General features: G+C 53.8%; 14 protein-coding genes and 2 pseudogenes. 6 read left to right on the forward strand and 10 right to left on the reverse strand.

Features of this window, described 5'->3' with window-relative positions; translation table 11 throughout:
- The first annotated feature begins 69 nt into the window (after positions 1–69).
- The gene (locus GHO03_RS04940; protein ID WP_095002237.1) at positions 70–963 is read left to right on the forward strand and encodes an ATP-binding protein; all 894 of its coding nucleotides are present in this window, start codon (positions 70–72) and stop codon (positions 961–963) included.
- Positions 956–1,438, forward strand: coding sequence for a GAF domain-containing protein (locus GHO03_RS04945; RefSeq protein WP_095002236.1), 483 nt, complete (start codon positions 956–958; stop codon positions 1,436–1,438). Before GHO03_RS04940 ends, GHO03_RS04945 begins: the two co-directional genes overlap by 8 nt.
- 6 nt (positions 1,439–1,444) lie before the next feature.
- Here the strand turns inward: GHO03_RS04945 and GHO03_RS04950 are convergent, their stop codons facing one another.
- From GHO03_RS04950 to GHO03_RS04965, 4 genes and pseudogenes are all read right to left on the reverse strand, one after another.
- Entirely contained in the window at positions 1,445–4,399 is a 2,955-nt protein-coding gene (locus tag GHO03_RS04950; protein WP_153399309.1) for an HD domain-containing phosphohydrolase, read from the reverse strand.
- A gap of 79 nt (positions 4,400–4,478) precedes the next feature.
- Entirely contained in the window at positions 4,479–8,102 is a 3,624-nt protein-coding gene (locus tag GHO03_RS04955) for a transporter substrate-binding domain-containing protein (RefSeq protein WP_153399312.1), read from the reverse strand.
- Positions 8,103–8,110: 8 nt separating this feature from the next.
- Entirely contained in the window at positions 8,111–8,737 is a 627-nt protein-coding gene (locus GHO03_RS04960) for a response regulator transcription factor (RefSeq protein ID WP_153399314.1), read from the reverse strand.
- A 266-nt stretch (positions 8,738–9,003) separates the two neighbouring features.
- A pseudogene (locus GHO03_RS04965) lies at positions 9,004–9,586 on the reverse strand (deoxyguanosinetriphosphate triphosphohydrolase); the annotation flags it as partial.
- Between the two features lie 550 nt (positions 9,587–10,136).
- On the opposite strand from GHO03_RS04965, the gene GHO03_RS04970 reads away from it, so the two are divergent.
- Entirely contained in the window at positions 10,137–10,697 is a 561-nt protein-coding gene (locus tag GHO03_RS04970) for a hypothetical protein (RefSeq protein WP_141228169.1), read from the forward strand.
- A 177-nt stretch (positions 10,698–10,874) separates the two neighbouring features.
- Positions 10,875–12,236, forward strand: a complete 1,362-nt coding sequence (locus GHO03_RS04975) for a deoxyguanosinetriphosphate triphosphohydrolase (RefSeq protein ID WP_306108787.1) — start codon at positions 10,875–10,877, stop codon at positions 12,234–12,236.
- 87 nt (positions 12,237–12,323) lie between these two features.
- On the opposite strand, the gene GHO03_RS04980 is transcribed toward GHO03_RS04975, so the two are convergent.
- The 6 genes and pseudogenes from GHO03_RS04980 to GHO03_RS05000 form a co-directional block, all read right to left on the reverse strand.
- A complete protein-coding gene (locus tag GHO03_RS04980) occupies positions 12,324–12,977 on the reverse strand; it encodes a hypothetical protein (RefSeq protein WP_095002231.1) in 654 nt (217 codons plus the stop codon).
- A 487-nt stretch (positions 12,978–13,464) separates the two neighbouring features.
- Positions 13,465–13,566 (reverse strand): annotated as a pseudogene (locus GHO03_RS25795) (hypothetical protein); the annotation flags it as partial.
- Between the two features lie 164 nt (positions 13,567–13,730).
- Positions 13,731–14,069 (reverse strand): hypothetical protein, encoded by a 339-nt coding sequence (locus tag GHO03_RS04985; protein ID WP_153399316.1) that lies wholly within the window; start codon positions 14,067–14,069, stop codon positions 13,731–13,733.
- Positions 14,066–14,440, reverse strand: a complete 375-nt coding sequence (locus GHO03_RS04990) for a phage holin family protein (RefSeq protein WP_095002229.1) — start codon at positions 14,438–14,440, stop codon at positions 14,066–14,068. Before GHO03_RS04990 ends, GHO03_RS04985 begins: the two co-directional genes overlap by 4 nt.
- A gap of 1 nt (position 14,441) precedes the next feature.
- Complete coding sequence (locus tag GHO03_RS04995; protein WP_095002228.1) at positions 14,442–14,756, reverse strand: YqjD family protein; 315 nt, start codon at positions 14,754–14,756, stop codon at positions 14,442–14,444.
- Between the two features lie 142 nt (positions 14,757–14,898).
- A complete protein-coding gene (locus tag GHO03_RS05000; RefSeq protein WP_095002227.1) occupies positions 14,899–16,632 on the reverse strand; it encodes a monovalent cation:proton antiporter-2 (CPA2) family protein in 1,734 nt (577 codons plus the stop codon).
- A 209-nt stretch (positions 16,633–16,841) separates the two neighbouring features.
- On the opposite strand from GHO03_RS05000, the gene GHO03_RS05005 reads away from it, so the two are divergent.
- Both GHO03_RS05005 and GHO03_RS05010 read left to right on the forward strand, forming a co-directional pair.
- Positions 16,842–17,078, forward strand: a complete 237-nt coding sequence (locus tag GHO03_RS05005) for a glutaredoxin family protein (protein WP_095002226.1) — start codon at positions 16,842–16,844, stop codon at positions 17,076–17,078.
- Positions 17,079–17,120: 42 nt separating this feature from the next.
- Positions 17,121–18,011, forward strand: coding sequence for a pseudouridine synthase (locus GHO03_RS05010; RefSeq protein WP_153399318.1), 891 nt, complete (start codon positions 17,121–17,123; stop codon positions 18,009–18,011).
- The last annotated feature ends 11 nt before the right edge of the window (positions 18,012–18,022 follow it).

Consider the following 18,022-nt stretch of genomic DNA (forward strand, 5'->3'; position numbering starts at 1 on the left):
TAATGTGGTTTGAGCTGAATGTAGGTCATATCAATATGCCATCATTGTGTATCAGTCTGAGGAAATGTTGTGAATTCTAATCTGGATGCCTTTCTGCAACGGGCCGAAGCGGTCCTCGCACGTCTTGAACCCTTGCTGCCTGCTCAGCGTGAGCCGATCGAATGGCATCAATGCCTGGCGGCCCGTTGGCAGCGGGAGGGGCGTTCGGGTTACCTGATGCCATTGCAAGTCAGCCTTGATATGCGCCTTTCGGACCTGATCGGCGTCGATAACCAGCGGGATCAGCTGGGTCGCAATACCAAACAGTTCCTTGATGGTTTGCCGGCCAACCACGCTCTGCTTTGGGGTTCGCGCGGTACTGGCAAGTCTTCGATCATCCGCGCACTGCTTGCCGAGTATGGCAATGCGGGCCTGCGCCTGATCGAGATCGAGCGTGACCATCTGGCCGACCTGCCGCGGGTGGTCGAGCAATTGCAAGGTTTGCCCCAGCGCTTTGTGCTGTTTTGCGATGACTTGTCATTTGAGGCGGGTGAAAGCGATTACCGGGTGCTCAAAAGCGTGCTCGATGGTTCCCTTGAGCAAGCGCCGGATAACGTCCTGCTTTACGCCACGTCGAACCGCCGTCATCTGGTGCCCGAAAAGGAAAGCGATAACGAGAACTGGAAGAATGTCGACGGTGAGTTGCATCCCAATGAAGCTGTGGAAGACAAGATCGCCTTGTCTGATCGCTTCGGCCTGTGGCTGTCGTTTTATCCGTTCACCCAGGACCATTTCCTGAGCGTGGTTGAGCACTGGATCGATGTATTGGCCACCAAAGCCGGTTTGCAGTGGCAGCGCGACGAGGCACTGGATATTCTGGCGGTGCGCTGGGCAACCGGGCGTGGCAACCGCAACGGCCGTTGTGCCTATCAGTTCGCGCGTTATTGGGTGGGTTTGAAATTGTTGGAGCAAGTGAATGATTGATTTGAACGCCACAGGTGCAGGCCTGAACGGCTATGGCCTGTTGCAGGCTCAGTTGGAGTCGTTGTTGGCAGATGAGCGTGACTTTATTGCCAACGCTGCACAGTTCTCGGCGTTTTTGTATCACCAGCTCGATGATCTGAACTGGGCCGGGTTTTACCTCAATCGTAATGAGGAGCTGGTACTGGGCCCGTTTCAGGGGCAAATTGCCTGTGTTCGTATCCCGTTTGGGCGTGGCGTCTGCGGGGCTGCAGCGGCGAGCCGGCAAACGCAGCGAGTTGAAGACGTGCATGCATTTGCCGGGCACATCGCTTGCGACAGTGCCTCCAACAGTGAGTTGGTCGTGCCGTTGATCAAGGATGGTCGCCTGATCGGCGTGCTGGATCTGGACAGCCCGAGCATCGGGCGCTTCAGCGAGCAGGATCAGTTGGGCATTGAAGCGCTGGCGGCCATCTTTTTGCGCTTGAGCGAGTGCTGATCCGCATCAGTTTTTCAGCCCGGCCTTGAGCATCAGCGCATCGATATCGACCGTATCGATTTGTTGAGGGTCAAGAAACTGCCGGGCGTATTGCAGGTAAATCTGTTCGTGCATGAACAGCGCGAACAGTTGCGGATCAATATGGGCGTCATGGCACATGGCGGCCATGATGTTCAGCGCCTCACTCAAGGTTTTGCTGCGTTTATAGGGGCGATCCGACGCGGTCAATGCCTCGAAAATATCGGCAATTGCCATCATCCGTGCCTCCAGGCTCATTTCCTCGCGTTTCAGGCGTTTTGGATAACCGCTGCCATCCATTTTTTCGTGATGCCCCCCGGCAATTTCGGCAATGTTGCTCAGGTAGGCAGGTAGCGGCAGGCTGCTGAGCATCAGGATGGTTTGCACGATGTGGTTATTGATGATGTAGCGCTCTTCGCGGGTCAAGGTGCCGCGCCGGGTACTGAGGTTGTACAGCTCGCCACGGTTGAATTTGTAGGGTGGTACTTCGAGTTTGAAGCCCCAGGGGTTTCCGGGGTCAATCAGGTCGGCCTCGGGGCGAGTGAACAGGTGCTCGGGCTTGTCGGCCAGCAGCGACTCGGTCACCGGCAAGGCTTGCTCCTGGCGGGTGGACTGGCGTTTGTTTTCTTCCCAGGATACGCCAAGGCGATCATCCAGCGTGCGGGTCCAGGTGCGGCGCGCAATGGCGTTCAAACGCTGCAGGTCTGCCTCCATCATGGCTTCCCCGCCCAGATTGCACTGGGCGACAAAAGCGAAGTCATCATCCAGCTCAAGCAGGCAGGCATCTCGCAGGTGCGCCAGCTGTTGATCGTCGCCACCCAGGGCTCGTGCCTGCCAGTAATTGACCCAGGCATCGCGCTTGAGCACTTCAAAGCGGGTGCGGATTTCGTGAATGCGGTCGTACAGGGTTTCCAGCTTGGTGGCCTTGTCGACTACATATTCCGGTGTTGTGACTTTGCCGCAGTCGTGCAGCCAGGCGGCGATACGCAGCGCCTCCCATTGCTCATCCGTGGGAGCGTACTGCTCAAAGGGTGGCTGCCGGCTCGCAGCCGCCGCCTGGGCCAGCATCAATGTCAGGATTGGAACCCGTTGGCAATGGCTGGCGGTGTACGGGCTTTTGGCGTCGATAGCCCCCGCCAGCAATTGGATCAATGCATCCAGCAACTGTTTCTGCCGAGCCTGCAGGCGCTGGCTTTCAATAGCAACGGCAGCCGTACCGGACACCGCCTGGATAAAGGCAATCCGGTCGGCCCGCAAGTGGTCCTGATCGTCAGTCGAACCACTGTCGTTCAATACCAGCACAAGAATACCCACCGTTTCGCCCTGGCGGTTGTGCAGGCGAATGCCGATCAGGTGGACACTCTGGCTGCCCAGTTCATCCATCACAGACTGCAACCCACCCGCCTGTTCAAGGGTGAGTGAGCGGGCGACACTGTCATGACCTTCGAAAAGCGCCCGCAACCACTCGGGGCTCTGGCTGTCGTCAGGGTTTAGCACGGGCGCGGGCTGGGTTGCCAGATCCTGGGGCTGGCCGTTGATGATCAGGCCTTTTAACTCCAGTTGAGTACTGTCGTTTTTTGTCAGGTAGATCAGCCCGGCCTCTGCCTGAGCAATCTTGAGAGTCTCGAACAGTACGGACTGCAGCAAGGGTTCAAATCGGGTATGGGCCGAGAGGCTGGAGGTGATTTCAAAAAAGCTGGCGAGGGTTTCTTTCATGCGACCCATGGATGCCTGCATCTGATCGATTTCGAGCACGGGCGATTGTCGTGTGAATGGATAGTTGAAATCGAACCGTCGAACCGCATCGGCTTCACGCACCAATTCGCGCAAGGGCCTCACCAGCAACCTGGAGGTCACCCACCCCATGGGCAGGCACAGCACCAGGGCGCCCAATGTCACCAGGGCCCCTTGCCAGCGCAACTGATAGGCATCGGCCAACAGCTCGTCTTGCGGGACCATCATTGCCAATTGCAAGCCATTGGCACTGCCATCGTCCACCTTGAACCGCGAAACGATCCATTGGCGCTGGCCGTCGTCCAGGCGCTGCTGAGCATCTGCCCCTTGATTGATCAGCAGTCCAAGGGCCGGATTCAGCTCCGAGACTTTGGGCAGTTTGGTGGGGTCCATGGCGTTCAATAATTTGTTGAAGTCCGGGTAAGCGATGGCCCGGCCATCATCGCCGAACAGAACAATCTGTGTACCAGGCGTTGTTTGATGGTCGGCCAGGGTGGCGGACAGTTGAGACAGCGTTACATCGGCACCCATCACCGTATTGGCAGTACTGCGTTTGGCGAGTGTAGTACCAACTTCGTGGGTGGTAAAAAACAGGTAGGGGGTGGTGGTGGTCTGATTTTTGTCGGCATCCTGCGCAATAAACCAGCTGCGCACGCGGGGGTCATAGAGCTCATTGGGGATGTTGCGCTGTTCGAGCTGTTTCAGATTTGCATCCAGATACAGTTTTTTTGAATTAACCGTGCCTTGCCGGGCTGCACGTGTTATCGACCATACTTCGAAGCTAGCTTGGGGTGGGGCTTTTAACTGGCGCCGGATCTCTTGATTGCGTAAAGGCCGGACCAGGAAAAAGTTGCCGTTGTCATCGCCCAGGTATAGAGCTGACAGTGTGTGGTTGTCTTCGAGTGCTTGTACAAAGGGCTGCAGCAGGCCTGTTCGAAGCTCGACCTGGTCGGTTGTGGCCGCAGAATCAAGAATTAGCAGGTTGAGCGCATGCCGTATGGGTTGATAGGCATCCAGCAGGTCATCCTGAACATCCTGTTCTATGTAGCTGAACAACTTTTGGCTGCTGTCGAGAATGATGCGGGTGGTTTGCTGGTAATTGAATACGCCCAGTACAACGCCCAGCAATAGCAACAAAAATGTAAACATCGCACTTATGTGAGCATGCAGCGGGTACTGGCGCCGATGGGAGAGCGCACTGTTGCGCATGGGCTGATTCTCCGCTGATGTAGGCGTGCTGGTATCTATCAGCATAGTAAAACCGCGCCAACCTGCCTTTGATTGGCGCTCAGGTGTGCTTCGTCAACGATTCAAGTTGCAGGGCCAGCGCCTGTCCCAGTGCACGCATGGAGACCTGCACTTGCTCGCGGGCCTGCACAAGGTTAGCGGGCGTGGCTTGCTCCAGTGCCTCGCAGTTGTTGATCAGGCTTTGGGCGCCCACGATGCGGGCAGCGCCTTTTATCCTGTGGGCAATTTCGACAAACGCCTGCAATTCGCCGTTGTCAGGTAACTCAAGCAGCGTCTTGAGATCCTGGCAGTTGCTGCGGAGCAGTTCTTCCAGCAAGAGTCTTGTTCGTTCCTTGTCGCCTCCTGTAAGCGGGCTGAGAGCGTCGGCGTTGAAGACTTCCGGGCAGTGGAATAGCGGCTCAAGCATGGCCAGTCGTCGACTCAACAGGGTCAGGCTGATGGGTTTGAACAGGCAGTCGTCCATTCCTGCCTGCTTGCAGCGTTGCCGCTCTTCCGGTTGGGCATTTGCAGTAAACCCCAGCACGGTACATGGCCGTTGGCTGGAGGCCAGCTCATGCTTGCGTATGGCTCGAGTCAGCTCATAGCCATTCAGGACAGGCATGTTGCAGTCTGCAATGACCAGGTCGAATTTTCCTGTCTTCCAGGTTTTCAAACCTGCGGCGCCGTCGTGCTCGGTGGTAAACCTGTGCCCTAAAAATCCAAGTTGCTGGCACATCAGCAAGCGGTTGGCCGGGTGATCATCCACCACCAGTACGTTAAGCGGATGAGCGGCAGGGTTGATTGAGGGTTCTTGTGCGGGGGTGCACTGGGACGGCGTCAGGGTCGGCACTTCAAGTTTTATCTGAACCTGGGTACCTGCACTTTCCTGGCTGCTCAGTACCAGGGTGCCGCCCATCATTTCGCACAGGCTACGGCAGATGACAAGGCCAAGACCGGCACCATTGAGCGCCAGTTGCCCGCTGTTCTGTGCCTGGGCGAAGGGCTCAAACAGGCGTGCCTGATCACGCTCGCTGATGCCGATGCCAGTGTCTTTGACGCTCAAGTGCAGTTCAGTCCGCTCAGGGGTGCCGGCTGGCAGCAAGTTGATTTCAAGCGTCACCCGGCCTTGTTGGGTGAACTTGATCGCATTGCTGATCAGGTTGGTCAGGATTTGCTTGAGACGAAGCGGATCGATCAGTACGTCGGGTAGATCGTCTGTTGCATCGAAACGCAGGTCGAGCGTGAGGTTTTTTTGCCGCGCCAGGCCATCAAAAATCCGCATCACGGAGTGTGCCAGTTGGTGCAGATTGACGCGTTCCGGGGACAGGTTCAGGCGGCCGGACTCTATACGGGCAATATCAAGAATATCGCCTATCAGCTCCAGCAGGTCTTTGGCCGAGTTATAAGCAACTTCAATGGACGGGCGGTCGAGATGCCCATGGTCGGCGCGCTTGAGCGTCAGTTCAAGCAAACCGATCACTGCGTTCATCGGTGTACGGATTTCATGGCTCATGGTTGCCAGGAAGGTGCTTTTGGCCCGGTTGGCATCATCTGCCAGCTCCTTGGCCGTACGCAGCTCATCCAGTAGCTGATGACGTTCACTGATATCAATCCAGCCACCGATGATGCCCTGTACTTCGCCCAGGGAGTCCCGATAGGGAAGAATCCAGTGATAGATAGTGAGCGTTTTTTCGCCGATTCTCAGCGGGCGATCAGTCACCAGCGGAGTACCTTCACGCATGACACGCAGGTAGTCGGCCTGATAATCACGGGCTTCACATTCGTTGCTCAGGAGGTCGCAGGTTTGCATCACGGTCTTGCCGATGACTTCTTCGCGCCTGGCTGAAAAGGCATTCAAGTAGCTGTCATTGCAGGTTTTCAGAACACCTTCGCGATCACGCACATAAATAGGATGAGGCGTACCGTTGACGAGCGCACGCATGAACTCGAACTGATCGCTGAGTGCACGTTCGGCCGATTTTCGTTGCCGGATCTGGCGCCGCATATAGGCATTCCAGATCAGGGACAGCAACAGTAAAAGGCTGGTGCCAATGATGAACTGGTAGAACAGGCGATGGTAATTGTGCCAGTAACTATCAGATGCCGGCACATAGCCCCGCCAGCGGCTGTTGATAATGCCCAGCTCATCAGGCGCGATACTCAACAACGCCTTGTTGAGGATTGAGGACAACTCGCTGGCATCCCGGGCAGTGGCGAGGGAAAACATGGCGGGTTGGGTGCCGATGGTGGCACTGATTTGTAACCGGTCCTGAAACAACCCCGAGGCCAGCAGGTAGTTGACGATGACCAGCGTACTGACTGCACCTTGCACTTTCTCTTCGGCCAGCAGTTCTGTGGCGCGATAGATATCCCCGGTTTCTACCAGTGTTATCTGCGGGTATTGACTGCGCAGGTAATCGGTCAGGGGATTGCCTCGGGTCAAGGCCAGTTTTTTACCCGCAAGTTGTTCAAGGCTCGCAGGTTGCCCATCACCTTTTGCCGTAAGCAGGACAAAGGAGTTCACCAGATAGGGACGGGTGAAACTGAGGGCGCTTTCTCGTGAGGCTGAAGGATTGATGGCCGAGATAATGTCGGTTTCGTGCCGACTGATCATTCGGGTCATGGTGTCGAGGCTGTTCGCGCGTTGTATTTCGAAGCGCAGCCCCGTGCGCAGACGGATCATCTCCAGCAGGTCGGCAGTAATGCCTCGGAAATCCCCGCTGGCATCAAAAAATGTCAGGGGTGCCATGGTTTCGTTGACCACTACGTTGACCACAGGATGCTTGAGCAGCCAACGGGCTTCTCGCTGAGTAAGCTGCAGCTTCTGATCGGACAGTAGAATGTCACTGCCAGCGCTCCAGCGTTTGGCAATGCTTTCTTGTTCACTGTTGGGTACGGCCTTGAGTGTGGCGTTGATGATGCCTAGCAGGGGCGAGTTGTCCCGACGCACTGCAAAGCTGAATCCATGGGCTTCGTGTTTGCCAAAATTGGCCATCTTGATGTTTTTCAGGTACCCCTTGTTGATCATGTAATGGGTCGACACAGTGTCCCCCAGAAAAATATCCGCCTGATCGAAAGCCACGGCATTAATGGCATTTTGATAGGACGGATAAGACTGGATGATTGCCTGGGGATAAAGCGCCTTTACTTCCTCCTGGGGCAGATAGTGGTACACCATACTCAAGCGCAAACCGGCGAGGCCTTGGGAGAGTGAGCGTGTTTCTCCCTCTCGGGTCACCAGTACGGGTTGGTCGATGGCATAGGGAATGGAAAGTACAAGGTGCTGGTTCGCGGCCTCAAAGCCGTTGGAAGTACCCAGCAGGTCAATCTGGCCGTCCTCGAGTGCCTTGATGGCTGCTTCTCTGGAGGCAAAGCGCTGGATCCTGATCGACAGCTTGAGGGCTTTGCGCAGAAGGCCGGCGTAATCTGCGGTGAGGCCTTCGTAGTCCCGACCGCTATCGGTCATGTCGAACGGTGGATAGTCGGCAGCAGAGGTGCCGATCACGAGTTCGCGCTTATTTTGCAGCCAGTATCGTTGAGTGTTGTCCAGGGGGACTTCAATGTGGCCGGAACTCGAGCGGCTGAGCAACGTAAGGGGTTCACTGCGGACCGGGGCGGCCAGCACGGGCACGCACAGAACTAACCCCGCAAAAAGTGACAGGTACTTGATTAATCGTGCGGGCATCCTGTTTTTCATACAAGACCATTACGTTTTGCCAGCTCGATAAGTTCCACCAGCGAATGGGCTTTCAGTTTTTGCATGAGGCGCTTTTTGTAAGTCCTCTCGGTTTTGTTGCTTAAAAACATGCCGGCTGCAATGTCCTTGTTTGTTTTGCCTTGTGCGAACAGCTTCAGAACCATAAGTTCCCTGTCGTTGACAAGTTTGAATAACTCGATTTCAGATGAGTTGTTGTGATCGTTTGTTTCAGAAGTCAATGCCTGGCTTGGAAAATAGTTGTAGCCAGAAAATACCGCTTTTATTGCACTGGTAAGCTCACTCAGCTCTTCTTGTTTGCACACATACCCGGCTGCACCGGATTGCATGCAGCGCATGGCGAAAAGTGTCGGTGACTGCGATGTGAGAACCAGCGTCTTGAGGGCTGGGCTTATTGAGCTGAAGCGTGACAGCACTTCCAGGCCATCGAGTTTGGGGATGCTGATATCAAGAATTACCAGATCAGGAGTGCACTCGCGGATCATCTGCATGGCGTCTACTCCATTGTCGGTTTCTCCGACTATTTCATAACCTTCATGTTCTAACAACATGCGAATTGCGAGCCGGATTACAGGATGGTCGTCGACAATAAATACGGTGTTCATATTGATTCCCCATAAGGTGCTGAATAGAAAGCGCGACCTTAGCTCAGATGTAAGAGCTGGGGCAGGAACCGGGGAGCCTACAAACGTAGTATGGGAATTATCCTACGCAAAATAAGGCGATGGCTCACTAAATACACAAGGGGAGAGGCGTATTTAAATGCGCGTTTAAAGATTTTTTGAGTTTAACGCTGGGCGCGCGAGTATATTTCTTTCTTGTGTATGGAAAAGTCTTACTTGCTACTTCATGTGGTAAACATAGTGTTTGATCAAGTGGAGCTGCGTGCCCTCCCTGTTTGGCAGGGGAGGGCAGCGGTTGTCAGGCGGGGGGTGGAGTGACCTGTCATTGCTCTGGCCATTTCAGTGGCATAACTGTCGGTCATGCCGGCAATAAAGTCGTTGATGCGCATAAACGATCGATGTAATGGCCACTGTGGGTCGGGAGCATTGTTGCCCAGCAAATCGAGGATTCGACGGTTTTTGAACGATGGGGTACGACCGCAATGCTGCGAAAGCGCGGCGCCACAGAATGCATTGAGGAGGATTTCCAGGGACGTATAGGCATCCATTTCATGCAAGGTTTTGCATTTGTCCTGGAAGATTTTTTTGCGTGCCATGTCTTTGTTGTCCAGCACGCAAGGTGGCCGTGCCGTGCATATGCTCGACCAGATCCCCTGGTGCCAGCAGTGCTTGCTGTTGTTCGACAAAAGCCCGGGCAGCGGCGTTGGTCAGATGTTCGATGGCCTTGCCGCGCAGTATTGCCCGTTTTCGCCGTCGTGAGTCGTTGGGGCCAAGCAGGCGAAAAGTTTCAGGCAAATCATCGCCCACCAGGTTCAGCAGCAGGGACTCGACACATGGAGAAGCTGCGTTTGCGTTTGGGAACCTCTCTTGGTGATAAATGGACAAGGCTAGTTACATCATTGCAGTTTTGGATATTTTGAAGAGGCCATGATCTGCCGTTGAGGGTCTTCAGGTTTAGAGTATATATGTGTTTGGTGGGTTGGTTTATGTAAGGTTTTCCTTAAGTAATAAGTGTTTTTTATGTGCGGTGAACTCTATTTACTTCCTGTTGACTGGCTATAGGCGGCAAAATACCCAGTTCCTTTTGTTTAGTCAGGTTGGGCTGTTAGGGGGGTGTTTATAAGTCGTGATTTTTCTCTAACTGTTATAGCTTGTCGAGTGAGCTGGGGTGTTTGTAATCTGTACTTTAGTCAGGGGGGGATGCTAGCTGTAAGGGGTTGTTAAATTTCCTGTTGCTGGTTGTCTGTCAGGTATAGCAGTGGAGAAGTTATTAGCAGGTTGTGAATTTATTTTTGTGTAGGGGGTAGTGGCATTTTACAATCAGTCGTTTTGTGATAGGATTTGTCCGTTCTAGCGTTGATTGGTTTATGCAATCTATTAAATGGAAAAGGAAAAAATGGATAAAATTATAAGTGTTGTATTTGCGTCGTTGATTGCGGTTTCGTCGTTTGCAGCATCAGCAGAAACCTTTGAGCGAGTAGAACTTGATAAAGATAGAACCAGTGTTCAGTACGCTGGCCCTATTAAGTCAGTCACTAAATCGCTTGAAGGTTATAAGTGGCTTGGTCAATCAGATGACATGAATGGTGGCGTGGTTTTTGAGCCGTATGCAAACCCTGATTTCGGTAAAAATGACACTGAAACGGGGGGTGCAATCATGGTGACCGCTACATTCTATCTTTATGATAAGCCAGTTAAAGAGGCTCTGATGATTGCTCGTCAAAGCGAGATTCCGGGTTTTGTTGAGTTTTACGGGTACGAATCAAGAGAGCTACAATTGCACGTGAGGATGGCTGATGATAATGCATTCCAAGCTTTTTCAAGTGCAGACGAATATCGTAGGCCGGAAAAGTTGATGGCATATAAAAAGGTTGAACAATTTAATAAGAGTAACTATGAGAGCACGTTGAAGTCTGCACTTGATGATGGAACTTTTTTTTAGTAACGGCGTCTAGAGAAAAGGCTGCCTTGGTGGTCTTTTTTATTTTTATGGTTTGGGATTTTTTGAAGTAGGGGGCTTGATCCAGGTTGGGGGATTGAATTGATCAGTTTAAAGTGTGTTTTGAACCGTGGTATAAATCAACTGTCTTAGGTGTTTATCAATTACTGGGGAGTACGCATGGAAAGCATGAGTTGGGACAAGTTGCTGAATAACACCCGTCTTGGCGGTCGTCCTCCTAAATCTGAGCTAGGCCGTTCACCTTTCCACTCAGACCACGACAAGGTTATTTTCTCCGGAGCTTTCAGACGCCTTGCCAGAAAGACTCAGGTTCATCCTCTTGCCACTAATGACCACGTTCATAACCGTCTCACACACAGCTTGGAAGTGGCTTGTGTAGGCCGTACCCTGGGGGTGAGAGTAGGCCAAGAACTTCTGAATGAAAGACTTATTCCTGAGCAACATTCAGCTTCTGATATTGGTGATATTGTCCAGACTGCTTGTCTCGCTCATGACATTGGCAACCCTCCCTTTGGGCATACAGGTGAAGAAGCTATTCGTCACTGGTTCACCAATGATGTTGGGGCGAAGATAATAGAACAATTGCCTTTTAATGAAGCTACTGATTTACGTAGATTTGAAGGCAATGCACAAGGGTTTAGGGTTTTAACGACCTCGGAATATCATCCCTATGAAGGGGGGATGCGTCTTACTTATGCGTCGCTTGGCGCTTTCATTAAGTATCCTTGGCTTGCTGGTGATGCTGTTAATGGGCAAAGACCTATTCAGAACAAATATGGTATTTACTGTTCTGAATTGGGTTTGTTCAATGAAGTGGCGGACGCTACTGGCTTGTTAAAGCTGGGTGATGGTTGGCGGTGTCGCCATCCACTGGCTAACTTGATGGAAGTGTCTGATGATTTTTGCTACGCCATTCTTGATTTAGAGGATGGTGTAGAGATGGGTATCCTTGAGTGGGATAAGGTCTTTGAAATACTGTGCCTTGTCCTTGATGATCACCAGAAGAATCAGTTGGTCAAAGAAATTCAAGGCATGAAGGTTGGCCGTAGGCTCTCTATGATTCGTGGGAAAGTTATTTCAGCTTTTGTAGATGCTGGAGCGACTGCTTTCATGAATAACCATAATGAAATCATGACTGGCAAGGTTCTAGGTATTTTAGAACTTTGTGATAAGAATGTCCGTGAGTGTGTAGCCGCCGCCAAAGGTCTTGCTCGCGATGAAATCTTCCAGCATCCCAGGAAGGTTGAGTTAGAAATAGGGGCTTATAGCACTATATCTACGCTGCTAAACGTTAGCTGCTCTGCTGCTTTGGAATATGTCAGAAAGGGCGGTGTAGCTGATTCGAAGACGAGAAGGGTGGTAGAGCTTCTTGGGCTGGACTTGAATAATTTAGACGCCAGTGGGGGTGTTTCCAAGGAGTACGGTGCAATGATGCAGGTTCTGGATTACGTGAGTGGCATGACCGATAACTATGCCATGCACTTGGCTCGACAGTTTAATGGTATGGGCGGGGAGCGTTGAGCCTGCGTGTACATAATAGCCAGCTGTTTTATTATGTGATTGCAAATGTGCTTCTCATTGAAAAGGCCACCTAAGTGGCCTTTTGTATCACAATTCAGCTTTTAATTTGTCGAATTCATTTTTTATTTCACGAAGCATTAACTTGCGTCCCTCATTTGCTTTGGAGTTTCCAATAATGGCAGAGATGGAAAATCCAACGGCAGTAAGGGCTGTTCCTACTACATAGCCAAACCATCCTTTGGCAATGTATACGCTAAGGGCAGTAACTGCGAGTCCGGCGGCGACAACAATTTTGTTGCCGTTATAGGTTTTGAATTCCCCGTGCTCGTAATACGTTTGCGTAACTGCAAGTGAGGCCAGGCTAAAAAAGGTGCCTACGCCCGGCAATGCAAACATTATAAAGTCTTGAAAAGTAAAAGTTTCTCTTTCGCTAATATACCCGAGTGTGTAAATCTCTCCATTCGGGGTCACTTGATAGGCGACGGGTTCACCACTTTTAAAAGCCATTAGAATTTTTTTGCCAACAGGAGCATGTAAACTCTCGTCAATGAGGATCGCTGGCAGCAAGTCACCGTTCTGAAACTCAAGCAATGCCTCAAGCTTGACATGAGTTCCTATATTGTTACTGACTGAAACGTTGTTGCCTTGCTTAGTGGTTGTAACTGAGCCGCTTGTGTGGGAGGTGACTGTTTTGTCCCTTAAAATGACTGCTGCACAATCGAACGCGGGCCTTCTACTCATGGCTATTCCTTAGCTTGCTAACAATAAAAACGACTAACTCAAAAAATTAAGCGGGAGGCTGGCATAATGCCATTATTTGATGAGGGCCAGGAACTTATCAAATTTCCAAAGCCTGATCAAGCGGCTGTAGAGGCTTCATTCTTTTATGCGTTCGTTAGAGGCTAACAGGATAGGGTTTCGCTGCTGCGCCAGAGGCGTAGAGCAGGTGACTTATAGGCAGGCGATGGCTAGTGTCTTTGTTTTGCTGGTGATGCAAACAACCGTAAATCCCTAGTCAGTTCGAACGGGCTGTTCGAAGGGTGGTGTATCGGCTCTATAATTGTCCTGACAAAAACCGAGGTTATTCCTAAGTGGTACAATTTCGTCTTCTTGTTCTTATATATTCTTATTTGTAACTAGTTGGCTGTTGACCCTGTAATAAGGTCGTTTTTGGCTGCGGAGCCTAAATACAGTTCGCTCGGTAGCCGCCGAACCGGTGCTTCTTGTCACCCAGGGAGCGGCCGACGCAACTGACTTCGAGGGAGTGGGTGAGGCGGGTGTGGATATGGTCGTTGCTGTTGACCGGATGGACCTGTGTTTTGCGCCCCAGCAGCTTCTCGTTTCAGAACGGATGACGCAAGTGGAGGCATGATCAGGGGCGCCATCTGTGGCAGCGGGCTTGCTCACGATGCAGGCAGCGCGGTGTTTCAGTCAAACCGCGTCGATGCCATCGCGAGCAAGCCCGCTCCCATAGAAGGAGGGGGGGCTTTCAGTTCAGGGCTTGTGCGAGGCCTGGATCACCATCTTGATCAGTGGTATCAAGCCAGTGGTCAAGCTGATCCAGCGTGACGTGCCCCCGGTATTTTTGCTTTTGGCGCCTCTGCCGGTCAGGAACCCGAGCAGGGTGACAATCCCCACACCCCACAAGGGTGCATGCTTGATCCCCAGGGTTTCCTGCCAGTTGCTGGTCATCCCGCGCATTTTTTGCAGGGGTTGCAGCAGTTGTTGCGACTCATGACGAATCTCCTGCCGGTGCATTTCCATGCGCAGGCGGATCAAGGTTTTGCGCAACTCCTGGCGTGAAGCATTTTTCGGCAATTCAGGCAGGCTCATGGCAACAAACGCTCGCGGTCTTTGGCCAGCTCTTCAAGCGTGGCATTGAAAGGAGAGGATTCATCGAATATCGCGGCGTTGAGGCGCAGCCCGCAGAACACCGCGGCCAGCGTATAAAACACACAAAGCCCGATAATGCCGGGGATGCGGTAGCTGTCCCAGAGCAGGATCATCACCAGCGCCGACAGTCCGATCAGCAGCAACAGCGCGAACACCAGTGCCAGCCCGGCAAACAACAACAGGCTGACGGTGCGTGCCTTCTGCTCTTGCAGTTCGATGCCCAGCAATTCGACATGGCTGTGCAACAGACCCAGGAATGCGGCACCCAAGCGCCGCGGTGAGGAACGGGGGGAACCGGATTCGTCTGTCATATCAGCGCCGGGTTGCCAGCAGGCCCAGAACAAAGCCGATACCGGCCGCGATGCCCACAGACTGCCAAGGGTTTGCCTGCACATAATCTTCGGTGGCCACCACAGCCGCCTGACTGCGGTCTTTCAACGATTCCTTGGTTTCTTCCAGGGTTGCGCGAGCCTTGAACAGGCTGTCCTTTATCTGGGCGCGCAGTTCTTCAGCCTGGTCACCGGCCAGGGACGCGGTGTGTTCCAGCAACTTTTCGGCATCGAGTACCAGCGTCTGGAAATCGGCCATCAGGATTTCTTGAGCATTCTTTGCTGTTTTACGGGCCATGATTCACTCCATTAGTGGCTTGATAATCGTTCGAGTGTAGGCCTTCGGTGAAGGTTCACTCGTTTCCTTGGCATTGCTTACGCGGTTGGATGGGCAATGCCAGAGATGTCTTTTGTGTACAGAGGCAAAACCTTACCTTAAATCAGTCGTTTTCGCGGGGGATTGCAGCTTCCCGCGCGTCTTCGCTTTCAAAACAGCCTTCGAGCAGGTGATAGCGGTCATGGCGTACCTGGTCGACCCGGCGTTGCACGATTTTTTCTGACAGGCCCAGCAAAATCAAGGCATGGGAGGCGAGCATCAGGCTCGACTCGAGCAATTCCGGTACCACTTCAGTTGCCCCGGCGGCCTTCAGCTCGGTGAGCTGGCTGTCATCGCGGGTCCTGACCAGGATAGGCACTTCGAGGGTAATCAGCCGGGCTTCCTTGAGTACGCTCATGGCCACCTCGGTGTTGTCCACGGCAATCACCAGCAGTCGCGCACGATCCAGGCCTACAGCGCGCAGCAGATCACCCCGGCGGGCGTCGCCGTAGTGCACGCAGCTGTCCGCTTTAGCTGCTTCCTCAATGCGATCGGGGTCGTAGTCCAGCGCGACAAAGTCCTTGTGTTCGCTGCGCAGGAAACGGCCAATGGACTGGCCCACGCGGCCATAGCCGCACATCACCACGTGCCCGTGCAGTTCGGCGTTTTGGCTGGCGATTTCTTCCAGCTCCGCCTCTTCATAGGATTGCCGGTGCAGGCTGGCTGCGATAAGTGGCGCGGCGCGCAGCAGCAGGGGCGTCAGCAGCATCGAGCAGAACGTGGCGGCCAGCAGATAGGCAGCCATATCCGCCGGGATCAGCGAGTTGCTCTGCATCTGCGCCATCAGGGCAAAGCAGAACTCACCGCCCTGGGCCAGGGCCAGGCCACTGCGCCAGGCGGTTTCTCCGTCGCTGCCACGCAACTTGACCAGAATCGCGACCACGGCACCCTTGATCAGCATCAGGACCAGGGTCAGGCCTAAAATCAGGAAACCGTGGTGAATGAAAAGCTGCAGGTCGATCAGCATGCCGATGCTGACGAAAAACAGACCCAGCAGAATGTCCCGGAAAGGTCGGATATCGGCTTCAATCTGATGTCGATAGTGGCTTTCACCCAGTAGCATGCCGGCCAGGAAGGCGCCGAGCGCAGGGGACAGGCCCAGCAGGTGGGTGAGCCAGGCGGTGAGCAGCACGATCACCAGCGCCAGCAACACAAACAGCTCTGCCGAGCGCGACGCGGCCACCTCGTGGAACAGGCGCGGCAGCAGGAAGCGACTGGCAAACAGAAGCCCCAGAAACAGGATCACAGTCTTGCCCAAGGTAACCGGCAAGGCCCAATACCAGGCCTGGTCGCTGCTGCCGGCGAACACCGGCACCAGGGTCAGCAACAGTACCGCGACCACGTCCTGAAACAGCAGTACGCCAATGGCATTCTGCCCGTGACGACTGAAGATTTCCCCCAGGCTAGTCAGCTCTTTACTTACGATCGCCGTGGATGACAGGGCGAGTCCGGCACCGAGCAGGAACGCGCCGTTAAGGCTCATGCCAAAGGCATACAGCAGGCCGCCCAGCGCCACTGCCGAACACAGCACTTGCAGGCTGCCCAGGCCAAATACCACCCGACGCAGCTTGAGCATCTTGGGCAGCGAGAACTCCAGCCCCAGGGAAAACAGCAAAAACACCACTCCAAGCTCTGCCAGGTCAGGCAGATCGGGGCTGTCATTGATCCAGTCGAGGGCGGTGGGACCTACAAACAGGCCGACACACAGGTAACCCAGCACCGGCGGCAGCTTCAGGCGCCGGAACAGGGCAATGACCACCAGTGACGAGGCAAGGATGATTAACAGATTGGCAAACACGAAAGGCTTCCTTGGCAGGTCGGGAAAAAGGTCGCGAGCATCCGGCAAATACGAAGGTCTGTCGCTGATGTGGGTCAAGCGTAGTCGCAAGCAGGGGAATAGAGCGATTGTATTGGCAAATCAGGCATACGGCTGCGGCTATCTGCTACGGGTCGACGTCACCGGGCCAGGCTCTTAAGATAAACACTTTATTTCTAAGGTCGTTATTTATGCCTCCCGAATGCCAATTGTTCGGCACCCTGGGTTGTCACCTGTGTGAACTGGCCGAAGCGGTTTTAATGCCCTTGGTCGAGCATGGGTTGATGGTCGAGCTGGTCGATATTGCTGACAGCGACTCGTTGTTTGAAAGCTACGGCTTGCGTATTCCGGTATTGCGCCGGGTCGATACGGGCCAGGAGTTGGGCTGGCCGTTTGATACTGCGCAGGTGGTCAATTTTCTTGGATAAACCTGCATAATCACCGGCTGCATTTTCCGCTCGAGACCCTTTATGTCGTCCCAGGCTTTCATCGCCGCTGAGCATCAAGCCAGTACCTTGCACCTGCCGCCAGGCAGATGGTTGACGGTGCTCGACTGCCTGAGTGAACACTTCAGTGCCATCAGCCGCGAACAGTGGCTTGACCGTATCGCCCGTGGCCGGGTGCTGGATGCCGACGGTGCGCCTATCAGCCCGCAGCTGGCGTACCGGGAAGGCCTGCGCATTCATTACTTTCGCGAAGTGCCCAACGAAACGCCCATTCCGGTGCAGGAAACCATCCTGTATGCCGATGAGCATCTGGTGGTGGCGGACAAACCGCACTTCCTGCCGGTGACCCCGGGCGGTGAGTATGTCGAGCAAACACTGCTGCGGCGCTTGATCCGCACCCTGGGCAACCCCCATCTGGTGCCCCTGCACCGTATCGACCGGCACACGGCGGGCCTCGTGCTGTTTTCTGCCAATCCGGACACTCGTTCGGCGTATCAGTCGTTGTTTCCCACGCGCAAGATCGACAAACGCTATGAGGCCATTGCTCGCGCATTGCCTGAACTTGAGCTGCCGCTGGTGCATAAAAGCCGCCTGGTGGAGGGCGAGCCTTTTTTCCGCATGAAAGAAGGGTCGGGCGCCAGCAATACCGAGACCCTGGTCGACGTTTGTGAGAAAAACGGTGAGTTGTGGCGTTATGCGTTGTACCCCGTCACCGGGAAAAAGCATCAGTTGCGGGTGCATATGGCGGCGCTGGGGGCAGGGATATGCAATGACCCGTTCTACCCGGACGTGATCAGGGACGCTGTCGATGACTACGCCGAGCCGCTGAAACTGCTGGCCCAGAGTTTGCGCTTTGTTGATCCGCTCACGGGAGAAGCACGCTTTTTCGAGAGCAGGATTCATCTGGACTGGTAAAACAAAACCCG

Origin of the sequence: Pseudomonas sp. FSL R10-1339, assembly GCF_009600545.1 — a bacterium.
Lineage (GTDB): Bacteria > Pseudomonadota > Gammaproteobacteria > Pseudomonadales > Pseudomonadaceae > Aquipseudomonas > Aquipseudomonas bubulae.